Origin of the sequence: Pseudomonas sp. NFACC02 (assembly GCF_900110765.1) — a bacterium.
Taxonomy (GTDB): Bacteria; Pseudomonadota; Gammaproteobacteria; order Pseudomonadales; family Pseudomonadaceae; genus Aquipseudomonas.
On the sequence record NZ_FOEO01000004.1, the window covers coordinates 89,487 to 109,643 of the forward strand.

Below are 20,157 nucleotides of genomic sequence, written 5' to 3' on the forward strand. Positions count from 1 at the left end.
GCGTTTTCCCTGAAACTTATGGCCCCCGGTTTGATCGACGGCAGCACACCGGGGGTTTCATCTGTCGTCATCGCGTATAAAATGCGCCGGTCGCCATGCTCCCGCATCGGCGTGTCATCATCGGTCACCCTTTTTCAGCATTCACCGTTATCGGTCCGGCGCGCCATGCCGGGCTGACCGCAACGGTCAATCGCCATCGGAACAAGAGAGCAATCATGGGCGCACAGTGGAAGGTCAAACACAAAGAAGCAGCAGCCAACGCCAAAGGGCGTATCTTCGGCAAGCTGTCAAAGGAAATCATGATTGCCGCGCGTTCCGGCGCTGATCCCGAGATGAACGCCCGGTTGCGCCTGGTCGTCGAACAGGCGAAGAAAGCCTCCATGCCCCGTGAAACCCTTGAGCGTGCGATCAAGAAAGGCGCTGGCCTGACCGGCGAGCATGTGCATTTCGAGAAGGTGACGTACGAAGGGTTTGCGCCGCACAAGGTGCCGCTGATCGTCGAGTGCCTGACCGACAACGTCAACCGCACCGTTGCCGAGATCCGTGTGCTGTTCCGCAAAGGTCAAATGGGGGCGGCGGGTTCGATCACCTGGGACTTCGATCATCTGGGCATGATTGAGGCCGCCGGTGATGGCAAGGCCGACCCTGAAGAGGCTGCTATCGAGGCGGGCGCGCAGGACGTTGAGGCCGGCGATGAAGGCGTCACACTGTTTTACACCGAGCCGACTGACCTGGACGCCGTGTGCAAGGCGCTGCCGGAATTCGGTTTTACGGTTGAGTCCGCGAAGATCGGCTACCGCCCGAAAAACCCGGTGGAAGGCCTGAGCGACGAGCAAATGGCTGAGGTCGAAGCCTTCCTGGAAGCGATCGACAGCCATGACGACGTGCAGAACGTCTACGTCGGGTTGGCCGGCTGATCGGCGACTCGCCTCAGAATGCTTGAATGACACCTGCGGGGGCGAACTCGCTCGCTCCCGCAGGTCGTTTGAATACTGTCCGGATCGCCCGACTGGATCCTCAGGCCTGAAGGCAGCGCTCGATTTCTGCAAAGTCAGGACGACTGTTCAGGTCTGGCTGCACACAACGCGCTTGAAGCGCGCTCAATTCGGCAATGTGTTCCTCCGCCGCATCGCAACATGCCAGCAATTCTCCGAGCAAGAGGCCGAACGCCCGCACCTCGATGCGTTCGAGGGTTTCGCCTGTTCGTTTGTCCGGATAAAACGCCGCGGCGCCAAAGTCGCCCAGCAAACTGTTGCCGTCTTCGTCCCAGAGGATGTTGTGTGCATACAGGTCGCCGTGAGTGATTCCCCGGGCGTGCAAGTGGCGGCACGCAGAGGCGATGCCAGCGGCCATTCGCGTGAGGGTGTGCAGGGACAGGCGTGTGCCGTTGTAGACATCGCGTGTGCAGGACTCAAGGCTCGGTGGACGGGCGAGTGTACTGAAACGCGGTGGAATCAGCGTCATGACCAGTCCCTGTGCGTGCTGTGGATGGCCGCAGATTTGTCCCAGCACGGGGATCAGGTTGGGATGCTGGCCGGCCGCAATGCACGCTGCCATTTCCTTCAGCGGTGAGCCATCGCTGGTCAAGTCGCCCTTGTACAGCTTGACCGCGACCTCCTGGACCGTGCCGTCTTCATCCCGCCACTCAGCCTGCTGGATCACGCCTGAAGCGCCTTCGCCCAGCACGTGATGCAGCGACAACTGGTGCCAGGGAATCTGGCGAATCGGTTCCTCGACATGGATGTCGCTCAGCGGATTCCCGGAAAACGCCAGCCATGCCAGTGCCGGCATGTTCAGCAACCACGCCGGTAGCTGGCGAATGTCGTTGGCCGCCAGACGCACCAGTTCGAGCCGCTGGCATGCCACCAGGGACGCGGGAAGGCTTTGCAGGCGATTGCCAGCCAGCATCAGCTTCTGCAGGTGCGTGTGCTGGCCCAACTCCTCCGGCAGCGAGTCGATGCAGTTCCCGGTCAGCACCAGTGAACGCAGGTGCGGGGGCAGGGAGCGTGGCGACACTTCACGAATGCGACAGGCCTTGAAGCCCACGAAGAACAATTGTTCACATCGGCCCAGCGCTTCAGGCAGGCGAGTAAAGAGATTGTCGGAGCAGAACAGAATTTTCAGGTGCTTGAGCCGGTACAAGTCCGTCGGCAGTTCGCTCAACAGATTGCCGGAGAGGTTTAACACCTCCAGCGAGTCGCTGAGGCTGAAAATGTCATCGGGGAATTCAATGAGGCCGCAGCTGAGGTCCAGCCGCTTGATGCCCGCCAGCTTGCCGGCGCGCAGGTCTGCAAGAGTGTGCATGGAGATAAGACACCAATGACCAAGGGCCCGCCATCATAACGATTTGACGGGCGACATGCTTACCCGAGGCAGCGATCCAGCAATTGATGCATGCGTTCGAGGGTAGGCGCCGATTCGGCGTAGAGGATGCGATAGACCATGGGCGCGACGACCGCATCGATCAGTTCGTCCGCATCCGGGCTGCGTTCACCGCGAGCCTGCGCACGGTCGATGATGATCTGCAATTGATCGCGCACGATGTTCAGGCACTTGCCAGAGCACAGGGTCGCGCTGCTGGCGACCACGTCCCGCATCATCTCGCGGCCGGGGGCCGAACTGGTTTCCTCCAGGTAGACCTCAACCCAGGTGCGCAGATCGTCTCGCAGATTGCCGCAGTCCACCGGCTCATCCGGGCGCAGACGCTCGACCGCAGCATCGGCCAGCAAGGAGGTGAGGTCGCCCCAACGACGATAGATGGTCGAGGGGGTGACGCCGGCCCGCGCGGCGATCATCGGCACGCTCAGTGCAGAACGTTCCTGTTCCTGCAGCAGGTCGCGAACCGCCGCGTGAATCGATGTCTGCACACGGGCACTGCGGCCGCCGGTGCGAATGCCTTCTTTGATAGCCATGGAGCGGACCTTAACACAAAGTATTTGCTTTAAGCGGATTCTGCTCGCACACTCCCTAAAGCTAAGTTTTGGCTTTTGTAGCGTGCTTTTTCGGGAGAGTGTACTCGTGTCTGATTCTTTGCAGAACCCGCAAGTCGATGGCCGGAAGCAGGGGCACCTGGGTTATCTGGCGTTTGTCATGTTGTGCTTCTTTGCCGCATCCAGCGCGCCTACACCGCTTTACCATGTGTATCAGCAGGCCTGGGGATTTTCTTCCGCGCTGCTGACGCTGATTTTTGCCGTCTATGCCTTGAGTCTGCTCGGGACACTGCTGGTATTCGGCTCATTGTCGGACTACCTCGGCCGTCGCCCGGTGATCTTCGCCGCACTGTTGCTGGAAAGTGCGTCGATGCTGCTGTTCATGGGCGCGAGCGACGTCGGCTGGCTGATCGCCGCGCGGATACTGCAAGGCATCGCGACCGGGATCGCCACCAGTGCGCTGGGCGCTGCCATGCTCGATACCGACCAGAACCAGGGCCCCTTGATCAATAGCATCGCGCCAATGTTCGGCATGGCGCTCGGTGCGTTGGGCACCAGTGTGCTGGTCGAATTTGCGCCACTGCCGATGCTGTTGGCGTATGCGCTGCTGCTCGCCGCATTTCTGGTTCAAGCCGTGTATCTGCTGCGCGTAGCGGAGACGGTGACGCCCCAACCGGGTGTCCTCAATACGCTCAAGCCTACGTTGTTCGTGCCTGCGCAGGCGCGCGGAATGTTACTGCTGGTATTGCCCGCCGACATCGCGGCGTGGGCGCTGGGCGGATTTTTTCTGTCGCTGACGCCTTCTTTGCTGGCGGCGGCCACCGGCTCCACGTCGGTTGTCAATGGCGGTCTGGCGGTGGCCGCGTTGACCATCAGCGGCGCGATTTCGATCCTTAACCTGCGTTTGAGGGCGCCACGGTTGGCATTGCTGGTGGGGTGCAGCTTCCTGGCGGCAGGGGTTGCGGTCATCCTTCTCGCGGTCAATCTGGGATGGCTCTGGTTGTTTTTCACCGGCGCTGTGGTGGCGGGTATCGGTTTCGGCGCGAGTTTTCTCGGGGCGTTACGTTTGTTGTTGCCAATGGCGCACGCCCATGAGCGGGCAGGTTTGATGTCGGCGTTTCTGGCCCTCAGCTACCTGGCCTTCTGTGTGCCGTCATTGCTCGCAGGCCTGGCGGTCAAAACCGAAGGCCTGATCGTGAGCACCAATGTGTACGGTTCGGTGGTAGTGGTGCTGGCATTACTGGCCCTGGCGGGGTTGTTGTGGCGACGTTCGGGCGAAGCCAACGCGACCTGACGTATCTGGCCTGCCGACGATGGGGTGGCGATGGCGCCCCGTGGTGGTTCTGCTACCTTCATTTCTGTGTGTCAGCCCTCATAAAAACAATCACAGGGATCCACGGATGAATGACAGTCAAGTCACCGGCGCGAGTGCGCATTACACCGAGCATCACCGACGTTCCATTGCCGAGCCTGAGCAGTATTGGACGGAGCAGGCGCGACAGGTTGCCTGGTTTCGCTCACCGGAGAACACGCTTCAAACCCTGCCCGGTGGTACCCACCGCTGGTTTGCCGATGGCGAGCTCAACACGTGTTATCTGGCGCTGGATTATCAGATTGAACAGGGCCGAGGCGAACAGCGAGCGCTGATCTACGATTCTCCCGTCACCGGGCATCAGGTGATCTACACCTTCAATGAATTGCGCGACGAGGTGGCGCGCCTCGCCGGCTTGCTCCGCCAATTGGGCGTAACGAAGGGCGATGGCGTCATCATCTATATGCCGATGGTCCCGCAAGCGGCCATGGCGATGCTGGCCTGCGCGCGGATCGGGGCGGTGCATTCGGTGGTGTTCGGCGGCTTCGCGCCGCACGAGTTGGCGTTGCGGATCGACGACGTCAAGCCAGCGCTGTTGCTGACGGCGTCCTGCGGGCTGGAGTTCGACCGGGTCATTCCCTACAAACCATTGGTGGACAAGGCGCTGGCGCTCGCGAAACACCCGCCCGAACAGGTCCTGGTCTTGCAGCGGCCGCAGGCGGTTGCGCTGATGCAGGAAGGCAGGGACCTGGATTGGGAGCAGGGCCTGCGGGGCGCCGAACCGGTTGATCCGGTGCCGGTGTCGAGCCTGGACCCGCTCTATATCCTGTACACCTCTGGCACGACCGGTAAGCCCAAAGGCATCGTTCGTGAAAACGGCGGACATGCGGTGGCGATGCTCTACACCATGAATCAGGTGTACGGCATGCGGGCGGGCGATGTGTGGTGGGGCATTTCCGACGTTGGCTGGGTGGTGGGGCACACGCTCATTGTTTATGGACCGCTGATGGCCGGGTGTACGACGGTGTTCTATGAGGGCAAGCCGATTCGTACCCCGGACGCCGGGGCGTACTGGCGCATCGTCGAGCAATATCGGGTCAACGCTCTGTTTTCCGCGCCCACGGCCATTCGGGCCATTCGCAAGGAAGACCCGGAGGGTCGATTGCTGAAGGGGCGCGACCTGAGTTCAATCCGACACCTGTTTCTGGCAGGTGAAAAGCTGGATTCCAGTACCCACCAATGGCTGGAACGTCTAACCGGAAAACCGGTGCTGGATCACTGGTGGCAGACCGAAACCGGTTGGCCGGTCACCGCGCCGTGCCTGGGCCTGGAAGGACACTTACCGGCGCCAGGCTCGAGCAATCGTGGCGTGCCAGGTTTCTCGGTTCATGTCATGGACGAGGAAGGGCATTTGCTCAAGCCCGGAGCACAGGGTTCGATCGTCATCGCGTTGCCGTTGCCGCCGGGGTGCAGCCAGACCCTCTGGGGCGATCATGGGCGCTATCTACAGGCGTACCTGCAGGCGTTCCCTGGTTACTACAACACCGGCGACGGCGGTTATGTCGACGACGAGGGCTTCGTTTACATCATGGGTCGCACGGATGATGTCATTAACGTGTCGGGTCATCGGCTGTCCACCGGCGAAATGGAGGATCTGGTCGGCCAGCATCCCGCAGTGGCGGAGAGTGCAGTCATCGGCGTGCATGACGAGATCAAAGGCCAGGTGCCACTGGCGCTGGTCGTCCTCAAGGATGGTGTTCAGCAGGACGCTGAACAGGTCCGGCTCGAGTTGATCGCGCGCGTTCGCGAACACATCGGCGCGCTGGCCTGTTTCAACCGGGTGGTGGTGGTCAAGCGCCTGCCCAAGACCCGCTCCGGTAAAACGTTGCGCGCGGTATTGCGCAATATTGCCGACGCCCAGCCCTACAGCATCCCGGCAACCATCGATGATCCCGCGATTCTGGCGGAAATTGCCGAGGCGTTGAGCTAGCAGGCCGTATAAACGGGCAGGGCGTCCAAGGGTGTCCTGCTTTGTTCTCGCTAAAGTTACCCCGCAGGCAGCCGACACAGGGGGCAGGAAAATACGATCCACTTGAGCATGGAGCTGCCATGACAGCGATTTCTTCGATCTCGGCCACGCAGCCATTGGTGGTTGCCAAAGCGATGACCCCGCCACAGGTCATCAGCGAGACAGCGAACTCGATCAATAGCCCGACTTCCCCGTCCTCGGTCGTGTCGCTGGGGCAAGATACCAGCGTCATCGACGTACAGACTTACACCGCACGAGGCCTGATCGCCGACCCTGGTATTGCGCCTGTCTGGGAATACACGCAGCAGGACAATGTCTCGCTGAACATGACCGGTAATTTTGGCAGTTCCTCCAGTGCCGGCCGCTTCCAGGGGCTGGGGGCCTCGCTGTTGAACCAGTTGGCACAGACCAACCAAGGTATTTCTCAGTCAGTCATCCGTTCGACCACCGGCCGTCCCCTCGAGCCCGCTGCGCTGGAGGCCGCACAGGCGAAACTGCACAGCACTTCGGCCGAAAATGCGATCAGCCTGACGCTGAGAACCGCCAGTGGTAAAACCGTACAACTGACCTTGACCAGTCAGGACGACGGGCTCGCGGTGCAGGCTCAGGTGAGCGGGGGTGAGCTCAGTGGCGATGAACTCGCAGCGCTGGGCAAGATGGCCGACGGCTTTCAATCCGCTATCGACGGCCTGACGCGAAACCCGCCAACACTCAAACTGGAGGCATTGACTCAGTTTGACTCGAACGTATTCGCTTCGGTTGACCTGAACACGCGCCTGAAACTCAACGATGACAGCACGCAGACCCTGGTGCTGCATGCTGACGCCGACGGGCGCTCAGTGAGCATGAGTGGTGCGGCAGGCGATCTGAGTCTGTCGGTTGACCTGAAGAATGCGGCGATCATCGGCGACGGCGAGCAGCAGGCCAAAGCGCTCAAGGGGTACATGAACCAGATCGAAGCGGCACGTAAACGGGGAGATGGCGATCGACAATTGTTGTCGATGTTCGAGGATGCCTTCACGACCTTGCACGGTCACTATCCCGCGGCTCGTGTGGCCACGGCTCCCCAGACCGTCAACTCGATCGAGCTGACCGACACAGATCACAGCCTGCTCACCGGCCTTGCCGACTTCAGCGCCTCGGTGGCCGAAAAAAGCAAGGAGGGCAACCCGGCACGCCCTGGTGAGCTGGATTCTTTCGCTTACGACGTGTCGCAATCGACAGAGACCAAAGGCCGCGATCAGTTGAACCGCACTCTCGTCCAGGAGCAGCAATCGCATCTGGTGGCCAGCTACCACAAGCCCCTGTGGCCAGGCCAGAAGCTGGACCTCACGACCGACCCAAACTCTCAGAATTACCAGTATTTCCAGATCAATGATCAGGCGAGCTCCAGGGCCAGCATCGGGTATGAGAAAGGCGCCCTGGTTAACGCATCGATCAGCCAGTCGGCGAGCCAGTCCACACGGATTTCCCGATACGTGCTGGGGCATCTGGAAGAGGACAAGACGACACCGCTCAAGGCCTCGAAGACACAAAACCTGCTTGGCGTACTGAATCAGGCATTGCAGCAGGACAAGCAAGCGAAGTTGGGGCGCGGCGTCTCCTGGCTGAAAGACACGCTGTCCGACATTCAGGACAAGGTGCTGCTGCAAAGCGATCCCGCCAGGCTGAGAGGCTGAGTTGATGCTCACACCTGTGTCCAGACCTCAGACCTGTGGGAGCGAGCTTGCTGGCGAAGGCGCCGGGTCAGACACTGATATGTTGAATGACCCACCGCATTCGCCACTGTCGTAACCTCCAGCGGCTCCCACAGGATTCGCGTCGACTCACGAACCTGTGTCAGGCCCAGACCTGTGGGAGCCGGCTTGAACTGGCGAATGCGCCGGGTCAGACACTGATATGTTGAATGACCCACCGCATTCGCCACTGTCGTAACCTCCAGCGGCTCCCACAGGATTCGCGTCGACGCACGAACCTGTGTCAGGCCCAGACCGGTGGGAGCCGGCTTGCTGGCGAATGCGGCAGGTCTGGCACCGTTGATGTCCCTGATCCAGCGCGTCATACCTTAAATGGGCTGTTTCAACGCCAGTCGTGCCGCTTGCGCCGCCGGATCGTCCGCCGGGCTGATCATGGCGTAGTTGTAGCCGCCACCTGACCAGTAATCAGCTTGCAATTCGCCATCACGGCGGGAACCTCTTGGCAGCAGATGGTTGCGCTCGGCCGGTGGCCGGATGTAGAAGCTCAACGTGCGGCCTTGCGCATCCTTGTACACCACCATCGCCGCAGCGCCCTGTTCGGTGCTGGTCAGACGACCGCTAACCGGTTTGAATCCCGCGGACTCGAGATCCGGCAACCGATTGGCCCGGGCAAAGTTCTTGTCCAGCCACACCTGCACGTTGTTCGGTTTACCGGTGTTCCAGTCAGTGGCCATGTTGTCGTTGACGGCAAACATTCGGTAGGCCTGGACCGCGTCCGCCATGGGCGGAGTACCGCTGGCGAGGGTCATCTCGCGCGCTTGCCAACCGCTCAGGCCGCCGATACCGACGGCAACCAACAACACCGCAGCGGTAGCGAAGTGACGGGTGCGGTTACGGCGCAGGCGCTGACGAACGTACGCAGGATCCAGCTCCGGGTTCATGGGGCGGTGCAGATCGCCGCTCAGCCCCGCGCGCAGGTTCTGCACGTCGAGTTGCCAGGCCAGCACCTGTTTTGCCAGTTCAGGGTTGGCCGCCAGATAGGTTTCCATCGTCTGTTGATCGGCGTCGTTGAGCTGACCGTCGACGTAGGCATGCAAATCACGTTCGCTGGGAGGCAAGGTAATCATTTCAGTATCCGCAAGGCAGGGGTGGTGATTTCGCCTTCGCTGAGCAGGCGTAACGCCTGGCGCGCGCGAGACAAGCGGGACATGACGGTCCCTACGGGGACATCGAGAATGGCCGCCACTTCGTTGTAACTCAGACCCTCGACCGACACCCAGAGCAGCAGGGCCCGCTGTTCGGTATTCAGACGTTCGAACGCCTGCAAGGTGGTTTGCGCCACGACGGTGCGTTCCACGGACGGTTCGAAGTGATCTTCCTTCCCGCCGGTGAACAGCTCAAGCATGCGGCTGTATCGACGCGAACGTCGATGAGCGTCCAGAAATTGCCTATAAAGAATGGAGAACAGCCAGGCGCGCAGGTCGCCCTCTGGTCGTTTGCTGGACCAGGCCGACAGGGCCTTTTCCAGGGTCGACTGCACCAGGTCATCCGCGCTGCTGTAGTCACGGGTCAGCGACACCGCAAATCGACGCATTCGTGGCAGTAACTCTCGTAATTGATCGTCGACATCATTCATGGGGGAGCTTCCAGGTCGATCAGCGGGATCGTTTCAGATCGTGTGACCAGACAGACGCATGCCCGTGCAGGTTATTCCATTGCCTGAAAAATAAATATTGTGCGGCGGAATAAACACGCGCCAGGCGCGTCGGACTGTACCGCATTGTCAATGCGCTTTTTTTATAGAGGCCCAAGGCCCGGAGTGTGACCGATGATTGACCGTGAGCCACCGCATCACCGCAAGCCCCCGTTGACCCCTGCTGAGAAACTCGCCCGCATGGGTGGCATCGGCCTTGTGGTGCTGATTGCTGCCGGCGCGTTCGCCTACGTCAATGGCAGTCTGGATCCCCAGCGCCTGACCCCGGCCCGCGTCGTGAATGTGTTCGAGCAGAGCAACGGTGTCCACCCGGGTTATCGCCGCAACCACCCGAAAGGGATTTGCGTAGCGGGTTATTTTGACAGCAACGGCGCAGCGGCCTCGCTGTCCAGGGCGCAAGTGTTCGCCAGTGGTCGCACCCCGGTGATCGGACGCCTGGCGCTGCCCACCGGCAATCCCTACTCGCCGGACAGTGCGGCCCCCATCCGCAGTTTTGCGGTTCAGTTCACTCAACCCGATGGCCAGCAATGGCGTACCGGCATGAACAGCATGCCGGTGTTTCCGGTGGGCACGCCTGAGGCCTTTGTCGATCTACTGAAAGCCACCGCGCCCGATCCGAAGACCGGCAAGCCGGATCCCGCGAAGCCCCCGGCATTCTTCGCCGCTCACCCTGAAGCCCAGCCATTCCTGGCGTGGGTCAAGACCGCAAAACCGTCGGCGAGCTTTGTCACTGAAACCTATAACAGCGTGAACGCCTTCGTGCTGGTCGACGCCCAGGGCAAGCGTCAGGCAGTGCGCTGGAGCCTGGTGCCGGAGGCCAAGGGCGATGCACCCGCGCCGGATGCCAAGGACTATCTGCAACAGGACCTGAGTCAGAAGCTGGCGAGTGGTCCGCAGCGCTGGAACCTGGTGTTGACACTGGCTAACGCTCAAGACCCGACCAACGACGCCTCGAAGGCCTGGACCGGCGACCACAAGACCGTCAACGCGGGGACGCTGGTGATTGACGGCGACAGCTCTCAGCTGGATGGCAACTGCCGTGACATCAACTTCGATCCACTGATTTTGCCCAGCGGTATAGAAGGTTCCGACGACCCCTTGCTGGCAGCACGCTCGGCTGCGTACGCGGCTTCTTACATGCGTCGCACCCAGGAAGTCGATCAGTTGAAAGCCGCGCCTGCACAGGAGAAACAGCCATGACAACGCCCACTTCGCATTTCGCGCCGCTGGCCCGCGCGCTTCACTGGTTGATGGCATTGATGGTCATCGCGATGCTGTTCATTGGCGCAGGCATGGTCGCTTCGATCTCCGAGCGGCACGAATGGCTGTTGAACCTGCACAAGCCGCTGGGCATCGCGATACTGGTGCTGGTCATCGTGCGCCTGATCGTGCGCTTCAGCACACAGCAACCCCCTTTGCCGGCAGATCTACCGGCCTGGCAGGCACTCGCGGCCAAGCTCTCGCATTATCTGCTGTACGCGCTGATGCTGGCGATGCCACTGATTGGCTGGGCGATGATTTCGGCGGCCGGGGATCCCGTGATGCTCAGCAGTTCAGTGCGCCTGCCGTCGATTGTCGCCGCGCATGCAGAAACCTTCGCGTTCTTGCGCACGGCGCATCGGTATCTGGCGTATCTGTTTTTTCTGACCATCCTTATGCACCTGGCGGCGGCGCTGTTTCATGGCTGGGTCAGAAGGGACGAGGTACTGGACAGCATGCTGCGGGGGAAATAGAGAAAGGAGAGCGGTGGGCCCGGACGTCAATCGTCACTGACTCACCGCATTCGCTGCGTCCTATCGGTGCTTGAACAGCTGATCGGGTTCAAGCACCCATCAGCGCAGCACCGACACCATCTGCCCCAGCGTCGTCAGCACATCGCGCGCCAGTTGCATGGAGCGCTTGCCCGACCAGCCGGTGAGCGCGTCCGGTGCGTCGTCGTTGTCCTTGAACGGCATTTCCAGGGTCAGCGCCAGGCATTTGTACCGCTCGCCGACGCTGTTGCAGGCCAGATTCATATTGGCCTGGCCCGGCGCCGCTTTCGGGTAGCCATAGCGGGTCTGAAAATCCTTGGTCATGCCGCTCAATCGGGTACGGAAGTCGGCTTCCAGTTCCTTTTGCTTGTCGGTGTACCCGGGGTTGCCTTCGCACGCCGCCGTGAACACGTAAGGAATTTCCTCGTCGCCGTGCACGTCGAGAAACATGTCCACGCCATACTTCGCCATCTGCTCCTTGACGAAGAACACTTCGGGGCTCAACGCCGGCGTGGAGTCCTGCCAGGCACGATTGAGGTCCTTGCCTTGTGCGTTGGTGCGCAGATGACCGTGGAACGACCCGTCCGGATTCATGTGCGGCACCAGATAGAGGTCGGCCGAAGCGAGGAGCGCTTGCAGCTCGGCATCGTTCTCTTGCAGCCGCTCGATCACGCCTTCCATGAACCATTCGGCCATGTGCTCGCCGGGATGTTGCTGCGCGATGATCCAGATCTTGCGCTTGCCCTCAGCGCCGTCGCCTTTGCGCAGCAGTGGGATGTCACGCCCTTCGACGCTTTTGCCGGTGGCCAACAGCTCGGTACCGGCCTTGTTCAGCGCCTGATCAATCAGCCAGTCGTGACGTTCGCGGCTATATGGTTCGAAATAAGCGAACCAGACCTGCGGCTGTTCCGGCGACAGGCTGAAGTTCAGCGCCTTGCCATCGAAGTGGCTAGGGACGCGGAACCAGGTTTTCTGGTCGTAGGATGCCACGGCGTTATAGCCGGTCCATGCGCGGTTGTAGCTGGATTCGCCGGCGTTGCTCAGGCTGAATGCGTGTGGCTGCCCAGGCTGCATGCCATCGACCTTGAAGTGGAACCACTGAAAGTGCGGGCTGCGGGTGTCCGGGCGGATGGCCAGTTGCACGTTCTGCGGGTTGCTCGCGTCGAGCACGACAATGTTGCCGCTGTCAAAATCAGAGGTGATGGAAAGGGCGGTCTGAGTCACGGAAAAGTCCTGCGTACGTTAATGCCGAATCGAGGCCATCGGGCGGCGGGCCCGGGCAAGCCGGACGGCCACGCTGGGCTGTTATGGCAGGTACTTTACACGGATCGGCAGCGCGGTCCGCGACAGATTGTTCTGTCTTTGGGCCATGCGAGGCCCTGATAGGCGGAGCCTTCGAGGGCAAAAAAAAAGACCCGGCGAGAAGCCGGGTCAAAAACCGTGATTAGCCTGATGAGGAGATAATCCGCAAGCCGACCAAAGCTTCCGGGTTACCCATCGGTCTCGCGACCGATTGCGCTCAATAATAATCATTATCATTTGCACGTCAAATGGTTTTTGCATTGCCGCGCCATTTTTTCGTTTCCCTGCAACATTTCCTAATCAATCGGCAGTTCGGTCGTGCGCTTGACCACGCTCATGGCGATGTTCGAGTGCGCCTCCTGAACGTGTGGGCTTTGTAGCAAGTGGTCCCGCAGAAATCGCTCGTAGCTGGCGATGTCCTGCACCACCACCTTGAGCATGAAATCCATGTCGCCCGCCATCGTGTAGCACTCCAACACCTCGGGGTAACCGATGATTGCCTCTTCGAACTCCGTCAGATAGCGCCGGCCGTGCCCGGATAACTTCACGTCGACAAACACTGTCATCGTTAACCCGAGTTTCGCAGGATTGAGCAGGGCGACCTTGCGCTCGATGACGCCTTCCTCCTCCAGACGATTGATCCGGCGCCAGCACGGCGACTGCGACAGTTCCACCCGCTCGGCGATCTCGGCGGCGGAGAGGTCGGCATCGTGCTGAAGTAGACGAAGTATTTTGCGATCGATGGGGCTGAGTTTGACCTGCATGAATTGACCCTTTTTTATTCTTTAAATGAAACAGGCATGCAGGATATGAGCAGATTTCGGCCGATTTAGAAAGAAAAAGCCTGTCCGGCACAGGCAGTATTTGGCCTGTGAGCGTCGGGTTGAACCGTCCCGGCGATCGAGCTGCTGGCCCTTGGCTCACGAGGCCCCTGGCGCCGTTGCTCGCCACATTCAAAACGCACTAATAAAAACAAAGGAGTGCCTGAATGTCTTTGGCTGATATTCGTCTGGATGATAAGTACCGACTCGCAACCGGCAATCTGTACCTGACCGGAACCCAGGCGTTGACCCGTCTGCCCATGCTGCAGAAGCAACGCGATGAAGCGCGCGGCTTGAACACCGCCGGGTTCATTTCTGGCTATCGCGGCTCGCCGCTGGGCAATCTGGACAAAAGTCTGTGGGACGCGAAGGACTACCTTCAGCAAAATGCCATTCACTTCCAGCCTGGCGTCAACGAAGAACTGGCGGCCACGGCGGTCTGGGGCAGCCAGCAGGTCAATCTGTTTCCCCACGGCAAATACGACGGCGTGTTCGCGCTGTGGTACGGCAAGGGCCCGGGTGTCGACCGGTGCGGTGACGTGTTCAAGCACGGTAACTCGGCCGGTGTGGCCGATAATGGCGGGGTGTTGATTCTCGCGGGCGACGACCACGGCTGCAAATCGTCGACCATCGCGCATCAGAGCGAGCATGCGTTTATCGCCTCGATGATTCCGGTGCTCAACCCCAGCAACGTTCAGGAAATCCTCGATTACGGCATCATCGGCTGGGAGCTGTCGCGCTACAGCGGGTGCTGGGTAGCGATGAAAACCATCGCTGAAAACGTCGATTCTTCGGCCGTGGTGGAAGTCGATCCACTGCGCATCCAGACCCGCATTCCCGATGACTTCCAGTTGCCCAAAGACGGTTTGCACATCCGCTGGCCAGACCCGCCGCTGGCGCAGGAAGCCCGTCTGAACACCTACAAGATTTATGCAGCCCGTGCCTTCGCCCGCGCCAATCAGCTCAACAAAGTGGTGATCGATTCGCCGCAGCCTCGTCTGGGCATTATCACCACGGGCAAGTCCTATCTGGACGTTCGTCAGGCACTGGAAGAGCTGGGCATTGACGAGGCGCTGTGTGCATCGGTCGGCATCCGGGTGCTCAAGGTTGGCATGAGTTGGCCGCTGGAGCCGGTGTCGGTGCACGACTTCGCCGAAGGGCTTGACGAGATCCTGGTCGTCGAAGAAAAGCGCAGCGTGATCGAAGACCAGTTAACCGGTCAGTTGTACAACTGGCCGGTGGATCAGCGCCCGCGCGTGGTAGGCGAGTTCGACGAAGAAGGCCGCTCATTGCTGCCAAACCTGGCTGAATTGACGCCGGCGATGATTGCCCGCGTCATCGCCAGACGGCTCGCGCCGATCTACAGCAGCCCCAAAATCGAAGCGCGTCTGCAGTTTCTCCAGGACAAGGAAAAGGCACTGGCCGCGCCGCTGTTCAACACCCAGCGCACGCCACATTTTTGCTCAGGTTGCCCGCACAACAGCTCCACCAAAGTGCCTGAAGGCAGTCGCGCGCTGGCGGGGATTGGCTGCCATTACATGACCATCTGGATGGACCGCGAAACCGACACCTTTACTCAGATGGGCGGTGAGGGCGTGACCTGGATTGGCCAGGCGCCGTTCACTGAAACGCCGCACGTGTTCCAGAACCTGGGTGATGGCACCTATTTTCATTCGGGTCATCTGGCATTGCGCGCCGCAGTGGCGTCCAAGGTCAACATTACTTACAAGATTCTCTACAACGACGCCGTGGCCATGACCGGCGGCCAGCCGATCGATGGCGTGCTGCGCGTTGATCAACTGAGTCGTCAGGTGTTCAACGAAGGCGTGCAGCGCATCGCGCTGGTGTCGGACGATCCGGACAAATACCCCAGCCGTGAACAGTTCGCGCCGATCACCACCTTCCACCATCGCCGTGACCTGGACAGCGTGCAGCGAGAGCTGCGCGAATTCAAAGGGGTCTCGGTGATCATTTACGACCAGACCTGCGCGACCGAGAAACGCCGTCGCCGCAAGCGCGGCACGATGCTGGACCTGGACAAGCGCGCGATCATCAACCCCGCCGTCTGCGAAGGCTGTGGCGATTGCGGTGCGAAGTCAGGTTGCCTGTCGATTCTGCCGAAGGAAACCGCCGAAGGGCGCAAGCGCGAGATCGATCAGAGCGCCTGCAACAAGGATTTCAGCTGCGTGGAAGGCTTTTGCCCAAGCTTTGTGACGGTCCATGGTGGCAAGTTGCGCAAGCCGCAACTGCCCAAGCAAGCGCAGGCGTTTGCCGAACTGCCCGAACCGACGCTGCCAAGCCTGGATCAGCCCTTCAACATCCTGCTGCCGGGTGTCGGCGGCACGGGCGTCACCACCGTGGGTGCGATGCTCGGGTACGCGGCCAACCTGGAAGGCAAGGGCTGCAGCGTGCTCGATCAGGCCGGCCTGGCGCAGAAGTTCGGTCCGGTGGTCAGTCATATCCGTATTGCGGCACGGCAGGAAGACCTGTTCGCCGTGCGTATCGCCGCCGGTGAAGCGAACCTGTTGCTGGGGTGCGATCTGCTGGTGTCGTCGGGCCCCGATGCGATTGCCAAGCTCAACAGCGCCAAATCCTACGCGGTGGTCAACAGTCAGCAGACGCCGACGGCCGAATTCACCCGCAATCCGGACGCTGAATTTCCGGCCGACGCCATGATGCAGACGATCCTCGAAGCCGTGGGTGAAGAGAAGACCCATTTCGTTCAGGCGACGGATCTGGCCACTAAACTGATGGGCGACAGCATCGCCAGCAACCTGTTCATGTTGGGGTATGCGTATCAGCTTGGACTGATTCCGCTGACCTCTGCCGCCATCGAGAAAGCCATCGAGCTCAACGGTGTGGCGGTCAATCTGAACCAGCAGGCGTTTCTGTGGGGCCGCCGTGCCGCATTCGATCTGCCCGCGGTGCAGGCAGCGGCCAACCCGGACGCTGCGCCGGCTCAGTCTCCAGAAGCGCTGAGCCTGGAAGAGCGCCTGGCCAATAACGCGAAGACCTTGGGCGACTATCAGAACCGCGCTTACGCTGAGCGCTATCTGGCGTTGGTGAACAAAGTGCGTGTTACCGAAGCGCGGCTGTTTCCGGGTGAGCAACCTGTATTGACCGAAGCCGTTGCGTTCAACTACTTCAAGCTGCTGGCCTACAAGGACGAGTACGAAGTCGCGCGGCTTTACAGCAATGGCGAGTTCACTCGGCAGTTGCAGGCGCAATTCGAAGGTGACTACCGGCTGGAGTTTCATCTGGCACCGTCGTGGCTCGCCAAGCGCGACCCGAACAGCGGCGCGCCGCGCAAACGCAGCTTCGGCCCCTGGATGTTGAAGGCGTTCGAGGTGCTGGCCCGGTTCAAATTCCTGCGTGGCACCGCGTTTGACCCGTTTGGTCGCAGCCTGGAACGTCGTCAAGAGCGCGACCTGATCGGCACTTATGTACGCGACGTCGAACTGATTCTGGCGCAGTTGAATGCCGGGAATCGCCATACGGCGCTGAGTCTGGCGCGTCTGCCCGAGCGTATACGCGGGTACGGTCATGTGAAGGAGGCCGCGATGAAAGCAGCGGCGCTGCAGGCGGCGCGGATGCGTCAGAGCCTGATCAGCGGGGAAGTGGAGTTGCCGAAGCTGTTTGAAGTCGCGGCATAAGAAAGCGATGGTGCGGGTCAGTGACCCGCCTCATCTTCGAGGTGACGCACCGATGCCGGTGGGAGCAACTGCAGTCGCTCCCACCGGCATTTTGCGTTCAAGCGGCGATACGGACGGTGTTCAAGACGCCTTGGCAGTGACGGCGGCAATGTCGGCCAGCTCCACCAGCACCGTCCCTTCGCTGACCATTTCACCCTCTGTGCAGTACAACGCCGACACCGTCCCGGCCGTGCTCGCGCGGATGCTGTGTTCCATTTTCATGGCTTCCAGCACTACCAGAGGTGTCCCTGCCTCGACCGATTGACCGACTTCGACCAAAACCCGAACGATGCTGCCATTCATGGGGGCGGTCAGCCCGCCTTGGTGGGTGTGGCTGGCTTCCACGGCTGCTATCGGATCGTAGCGTGTGATTGTGTGCAACTCGCCTTGCCAACTGAGGTACAGCGTGTCGCCGCGACGCATCGCTCGCGTCTGGCGCCGCACGCCGTTGCGCTCAATGACAAGCTGCTCGCCGAGCCACTGAACATCGCACAGGTCCTCGCCGTGCAGGCGAATGGCGCGGTGTTCTGCGGCGCAGCTCAGGTGCATGACCATCGCGGCAGGCAGCCCCAGACGCAGGCCGTTTGCCCCCGACCAAGGCGAATGTGGATCGTCACGGCGCACCCTGGCCGGTGTGCTGAGGTGCCAGGCGATCGCGGCGGTTTGCCAGAACGCGTCCGACAACGCGTCTGAGGGTGGCAACAGGTCGGCCTGATAGCGGGGAATGAAACCGGTATCCAGCTCCGCGTCAGCGAATGCCGGGTGCGCAATGATCCGGCGCAGAAACGCGAGGTTGGTCCGCACGCCGCCGACGGCAAATTCGTCAAGCATCGACAGAAGGCGCAAACGCGCCTGTCCGCGGTCCTCGCCCCAGGCAATCAGTTTGCCCAGCATCGGGTCATAGAAGGGCGAAACGTCGTCGCCTTCACTGACGCCGCTGTCCACTCGGCGTCCCGGGCCCGACGCCGATTCCCGATACAACGTCAGCGGGCCGGTGGCCGGAAGGAAGTCATGGGTCGGGTCCTCAGCGTACAGCCTTACCTCGATCGCATGCCCGTTCAACGGCACCTGATCCTGCGTGATGGGCAGCGGCTCGCCTTGCGCAACGCGAATCTGCCAGGCGACCAGATCCAGCCCCGTGATCGCCTCGGTCACAGGGTGTTCGACCTGCAAGCGCGTGTTCATCTCCATGAAGAAGAATTCGCCACGGGCGTCCAGCAGGAATTCCACCGTGCCAGCGCCGACGTAGCCGATCGCTTGCGCAGCCCTCACGGCCGCTTGTCCCATCGCGGCACGCAATGCCGGGCTGAGTCCCGGTGCGGGCGCTTCTTCGACCACCTTTTGATGGCGACGCTGGATCGAGCAATCCCGTTCGTTGAGGTACAGGCAATGACCGTGCTGATCCGCAAACACCTGGATTTCGACGTGACGAGGCTGGAGCACGTATTTTTCCACCAGCATGCGAGAGTCGCCGAACGACGACTGTGCTTCTCGTTGCGCGGACGCCAGCGCTTCGGCCAGGTCTTCGTCGCGTTCGACGACCTTCATGCCTTTACCGCCGCCGCCCGCGGTGGCCTTGAGCAGCACCGGATAACCGATACGCGCGGCCGCTTCGCGGAAGGTTGCAGCGTCTTGTGCTTCGCCGTGATAACCGGGGACGAGGGGAACGCCCGCCGCTTCCATCAGCGATTTAGCCGCTGATTTGCTGCCCATGGCGTCAATGGCGGAGGCAGGTGGTCCCAGAAACACCAGGCCGGCTTGCTCGACAGCGCGCGCAAATCCGGCGTTTTCCGAGAGGAATCCATAACCGGGATGAATCGCCTGGGCACCGCTGTTTTTAGCAGCGGCAATCAACGCGTCGATCTGCAGATAGCTGTCTGCGGCTTTGCTGCCGCCCAGATTCACAGCGATGTCGGCTTCGCGCACATGCCGGGCATTACGGTCGACCTCGCTGTGAACCGCGACTGTGGTCAGGCCCATGGCGTGGGCGGTGCGCATGATCCGGCAGGCAATTTCGCCCCGGTTGGCGACCAGCACCGACGTTAAAGCGATGCGTTTATTCGCGTCCATCAGCGTGACTCTCCGTTCTTATTGTCATTGCGCCAGGCAGGCTCGCGTTTTTGCAGAAAGGCTCGCAAGCCTTCCTGACCCTCCGGGCTGACCCGGATTCTGGCAATGGCGTTTTCACAGTAACGGCGCAGTGCGGGCGTCAGCTCGCCATGACCGACTTCGCGAAGCAGATCCTTGCTGACGCGCATGGCCTGAGGGCTGTTGAGCAGCAGGTTGTCGATCCAGTGCTGGACCTGCTGTTCAAGTTCTGATGCTGGATAACACTCGGCGAGCAACCCGATCTCCCGCGCGCGCATGCCATTGAAACGTTCGGCGGTGAGTGCGTAGCGCCGGGCGTGGCGTTCACCGATCGCCTGAATCACGAACGGGCTGATCACCGCAGGCGCCAGTCCGATTTTGACTTCCGACAGGCAAAACTGCGCGTCGTCAGCGCCGATTGCCATGTCACAGCAACTGATCAGGCCCAAGGCGCCGCCGTAGGCCGCGCCTTGCACCACGGCCAGGGAAGGCAATTTCAGCTTGGCCAGGTTGTACATCAGCTCGCCGAGTTCCCGGGCGTCCCCCAGGTTGGTGTTGTAGTCCAGGTTGGCGGATTCCTGCATCCAGGCCAGGTCGGCCCCGGCGCTGAAGTGTTTGCCCCGCGCCCGCAGTACGAGGAAGCGCAAGCGGGCGTCGCTCTGTACCCGGTCGAGGGCGATGATCAGCTCGCGAATCATCTGCGCATTGAAGGCATTGTTCTTTTCCGGGCGATTGAGCCACAAGGTCGCAAAGCCCCGTGGGTCGAATTCAAGTTCCAGCGTGTCGAAATCATTGACGTTCATGAAAGGCGTCATCCTCGG

Annotated in this window: 15 protein-coding genes; 7 read left to right on the plus strand and 8 right to left on the minus strand. The window is 61.0% G+C overall.

Going from position 1 to position 20,157, the window contains the following annotated elements:
* Positions 1-215: 215 nt before the first annotated feature.
* On the plus strand, positions 216-917 hold the full coding sequence (locus BMY73_RS05515; protein WP_092405795.1) for a YebC/PmpR family DNA-binding transcriptional regulator: 702 nt from the start codon (positions 216-218) through the stop codon (positions 915-917).
* 100 nt (positions 918-1,017) lie between these two features.
* Here BMY73_RS05515 and BMY73_RS05520 read toward each other — a convergent pair whose 3' ends face one another.
* Positions 1,018-2,304 carry a leucine-rich repeat-containing protein kinase family protein gene (locus tag BMY73_RS05520; RefSeq protein ID WP_092405619.1) on the minus strand — a complete coding sequence of 429 codons (1,287 nt, stop codon included), beginning with the start codon at positions 2,302-2,304 and terminating at the stop codon, positions 1,018-1,020.
* A gap of 59 nt (positions 2,305-2,363) precedes the next feature.
* Positions 2,364-2,912, minus strand: a complete 549-nt coding sequence (locus BMY73_RS05525) for a TetR/AcrR family transcriptional regulator (protein ID WP_062381792.1) — start codon at positions 2,910-2,912, stop codon at positions 2,364-2,366.
* Positions 2,913-3,018: 106 nt separating this feature from the next.
* Here BMY73_RS05525 and BMY73_RS05530 point away from each other — a divergent pair, with 106 nt between their 5' ends.
* From BMY73_RS05530 to BMY73_RS05540, 3 genes are all read left to right on the plus strand, one after another.
* On the plus strand, positions 3,019-4,224 hold the full coding sequence (locus BMY73_RS05530; protein WP_062381790.1) for an MFS transporter: 1,206 nt from the start codon (positions 3,019-3,021) through the stop codon (positions 4,222-4,224).
* A gap of 106 nt (positions 4,225-4,330) precedes the next feature.
* Entirely contained in the window at positions 4,331-6,232 is a 1,902-nt protein-coding gene (locus BMY73_RS05535; protein WP_092405621.1) for a propionyl-CoA synthetase, read from the plus strand.
* Between the two features lie 119 nt (positions 6,233-6,351).
* Positions 6,352-7,950: a hypothetical protein gene (locus tag BMY73_RS05540; RefSeq protein ID WP_092405623.1), complete on the plus strand. Its 1,599-nt coding sequence runs from the start codon at positions 6,352-6,354 to the stop codon at positions 7,948-7,950.
* Between the two features lie 386 nt (positions 7,951-8,336).
* Here the strand turns inward: BMY73_RS05540 and BMY73_RS05545 are convergent, their stop codons facing one another.
* Together BMY73_RS05545 and BMY73_RS05550 are read right to left on the minus strand one after the other, a co-directional pair.
* Positions 8,337-9,095 carry an anti-sigma factor family protein gene (locus BMY73_RS05545; RefSeq protein ID WP_062381786.1) on the minus strand — a complete coding sequence of 253 codons (759 nt, stop codon included), beginning with the start codon at positions 9,093-9,095 and terminating at the stop codon, positions 8,337-8,339.
* Positions 9,092-9,604: a sigma-70 family RNA polymerase sigma factor gene (locus tag BMY73_RS05550; RefSeq protein ID WP_062381785.1), complete on the minus strand. Its 513-nt coding sequence runs from the start codon at positions 9,602-9,604 to the stop codon at positions 9,092-9,094. Before BMY73_RS05550 ends, BMY73_RS05545 begins: the two co-directional genes overlap by 4 nt.
* Positions 9,605-9,796: 192 nt before the next feature.
* Here BMY73_RS05550 and BMY73_RS05555 point away from each other — a divergent pair, with 192 nt between their 5' ends.
* Both BMY73_RS05555 and BMY73_RS05560 read left to right on the plus strand, forming a co-directional pair.
* Positions 9,797-10,882: a catalase family peroxidase gene (locus tag BMY73_RS05555; protein ID WP_092405625.1), complete on the plus strand. Its 1,086-nt coding sequence runs from the start codon at positions 9,797-9,799 to the stop codon at positions 10,880-10,882.
* Positions 10,879-11,415, plus strand: a complete 537-nt coding sequence (locus tag BMY73_RS05560; RefSeq protein ID WP_092405627.1) for a cytochrome b — start codon at positions 10,879-10,881, stop codon at positions 11,413-11,415. The genes BMY73_RS05555 and BMY73_RS05560 overlap by 4 nt, the downstream gene beginning before the upstream one ends.
* 99 nt (positions 11,416-11,514) lie before the next feature.
* Here BMY73_RS05560 and BMY73_RS05565 read toward each other — a convergent pair whose 3' ends face one another.
* Complete coding sequence (locus BMY73_RS05565) at positions 11,515-12,657, minus strand: M14 family metallopeptidase (RefSeq protein WP_092405629.1); 1,143 nt, start codon at positions 12,655-12,657, stop codon at positions 11,515-11,517.
* Positions 12,658-13,031: 374 nt separating this feature from the next.
* Positions 13,032-13,499 (minus strand): Lrp/AsnC family transcriptional regulator, encoded by a 468-nt coding sequence (locus tag BMY73_RS05570; RefSeq protein ID WP_062381778.1) that lies wholly within the window; start codon positions 13,497-13,499, stop codon positions 13,032-13,034.
* A gap of 224 nt (positions 13,500-13,723) precedes the next feature.
* Here BMY73_RS05570 and BMY73_RS05575 point away from each other — a divergent pair, with 224 nt between their 5' ends.
* Positions 13,724-17,209 carry an indolepyruvate ferredoxin oxidoreductase family protein gene (locus BMY73_RS05575; RefSeq protein WP_092405631.1) on the plus strand — a complete coding sequence of 1,162 codons (3,486 nt, stop codon included), beginning with the start codon at positions 13,724-13,726 and terminating at the stop codon, positions 17,207-17,209.
* Positions 17,210-17,329: 120 nt separating this feature from the next.
* Here BMY73_RS05575 and BMY73_RS05580 read toward each other — a convergent pair whose 3' ends face one another.
* Complete coding sequence (locus BMY73_RS05580; protein WP_092405633.1) at positions 17,330-19,318, minus strand: acetyl/propionyl/methylcrotonyl-CoA carboxylase subunit alpha; 1,989 nt, start codon at positions 19,316-19,318, stop codon at positions 17,330-17,332.
* On the minus strand, positions 19,318-20,139 hold the full coding sequence (locus tag BMY73_RS05585; RefSeq protein WP_092405797.1) for a gamma-carboxygeranoyl-CoA hydratase: 822 nt from the start codon (positions 20,137-20,139) through the stop codon (positions 19,318-19,320). Before BMY73_RS05585 ends, BMY73_RS05580 begins: the two co-directional genes overlap by 1 nt.
* Between the last annotated feature and the right edge of the window lie 18 nt (positions 20,140-20,157).

Coding starts and splice junctions, on each gene's coding strand:
- BMY73_RS05515 (WP_092405795.1), top strand. CDS start 216: ATGGGCGCACAGTGGAAGGTCAAACACAAAGAAGCAGCAGCCAACGCC.
- BMY73_RS05580 (WP_092405633.1), bottom strand. CDS start 19,318: ATGGACGCGAATAAACGCATCGCTTTAACGTCGGTGCTGGTCGCCAAC.
- BMY73_RS05585 (WP_092405797.1), bottom strand. CDS start 20,139: ATGAACGTCAATGATTTCGACACGCTGGAACTTGAATTCGACCCACGG.
- BMY73_RS05545 (WP_062381786.1), bottom strand. CDS start 9,095: ATGATTACCTTGCCTCCCAGCGAACGTGATTTGCATGCCTACGTCGAC.
- BMY73_RS05575 (WP_092405631.1), top strand. CDS start 13,724: ATGTCTTTGGCTGATATTCGTCTGGATGATAAGTACCGACTCGCAACC.
- BMY73_RS05525 (WP_062381792.1), bottom strand. CDS start 2,912: ATGGCTATCAAAGAAGGCATTCGCACCGGCGGCCGCAGTGCCCGTGTG.
- BMY73_RS05550 (WP_062381785.1), bottom strand. CDS start 9,604: ATGAATGATGTCGACGATCAATTACGAGAGTTACTGCCACGAATGCGT.
- BMY73_RS05570 (WP_062381778.1), bottom strand. CDS start 13,499: ATGCAGGTCAAACTCAGCCCCATCGATCGCAAAATACTTCGTCTACTT.
- BMY73_RS05555 (WP_092405625.1), top strand. CDS start 9,797: ATGATTGACCGTGAGCCACCGCATCACCGCAAGCCCCCGTTGACCCCT.
- BMY73_RS05520 (WP_092405619.1), bottom strand. CDS start 2,304: ATGCACACTCTTGCAGACCTGCGCGCCGGCAAGCTGGCGGGCATCAAG.
- BMY73_RS05535 (WP_092405621.1), top strand. CDS start 4,331: ATGAATGACAGTCAAGTCACCGGCGCGAGTGCGCATTACACCGAGCAT.
- BMY73_RS05560 (WP_092405627.1), top strand. CDS start 10,879: ATGACAACGCCCACTTCGCATTTCGCGCCGCTGGCCCGCGCGCTTCAC.
- BMY73_RS05540 (WP_092405623.1), top strand. CDS start 6,352: ATGACAGCGATTTCTTCGATCTCGGCCACGCAGCCATTGGTGGTTGCC.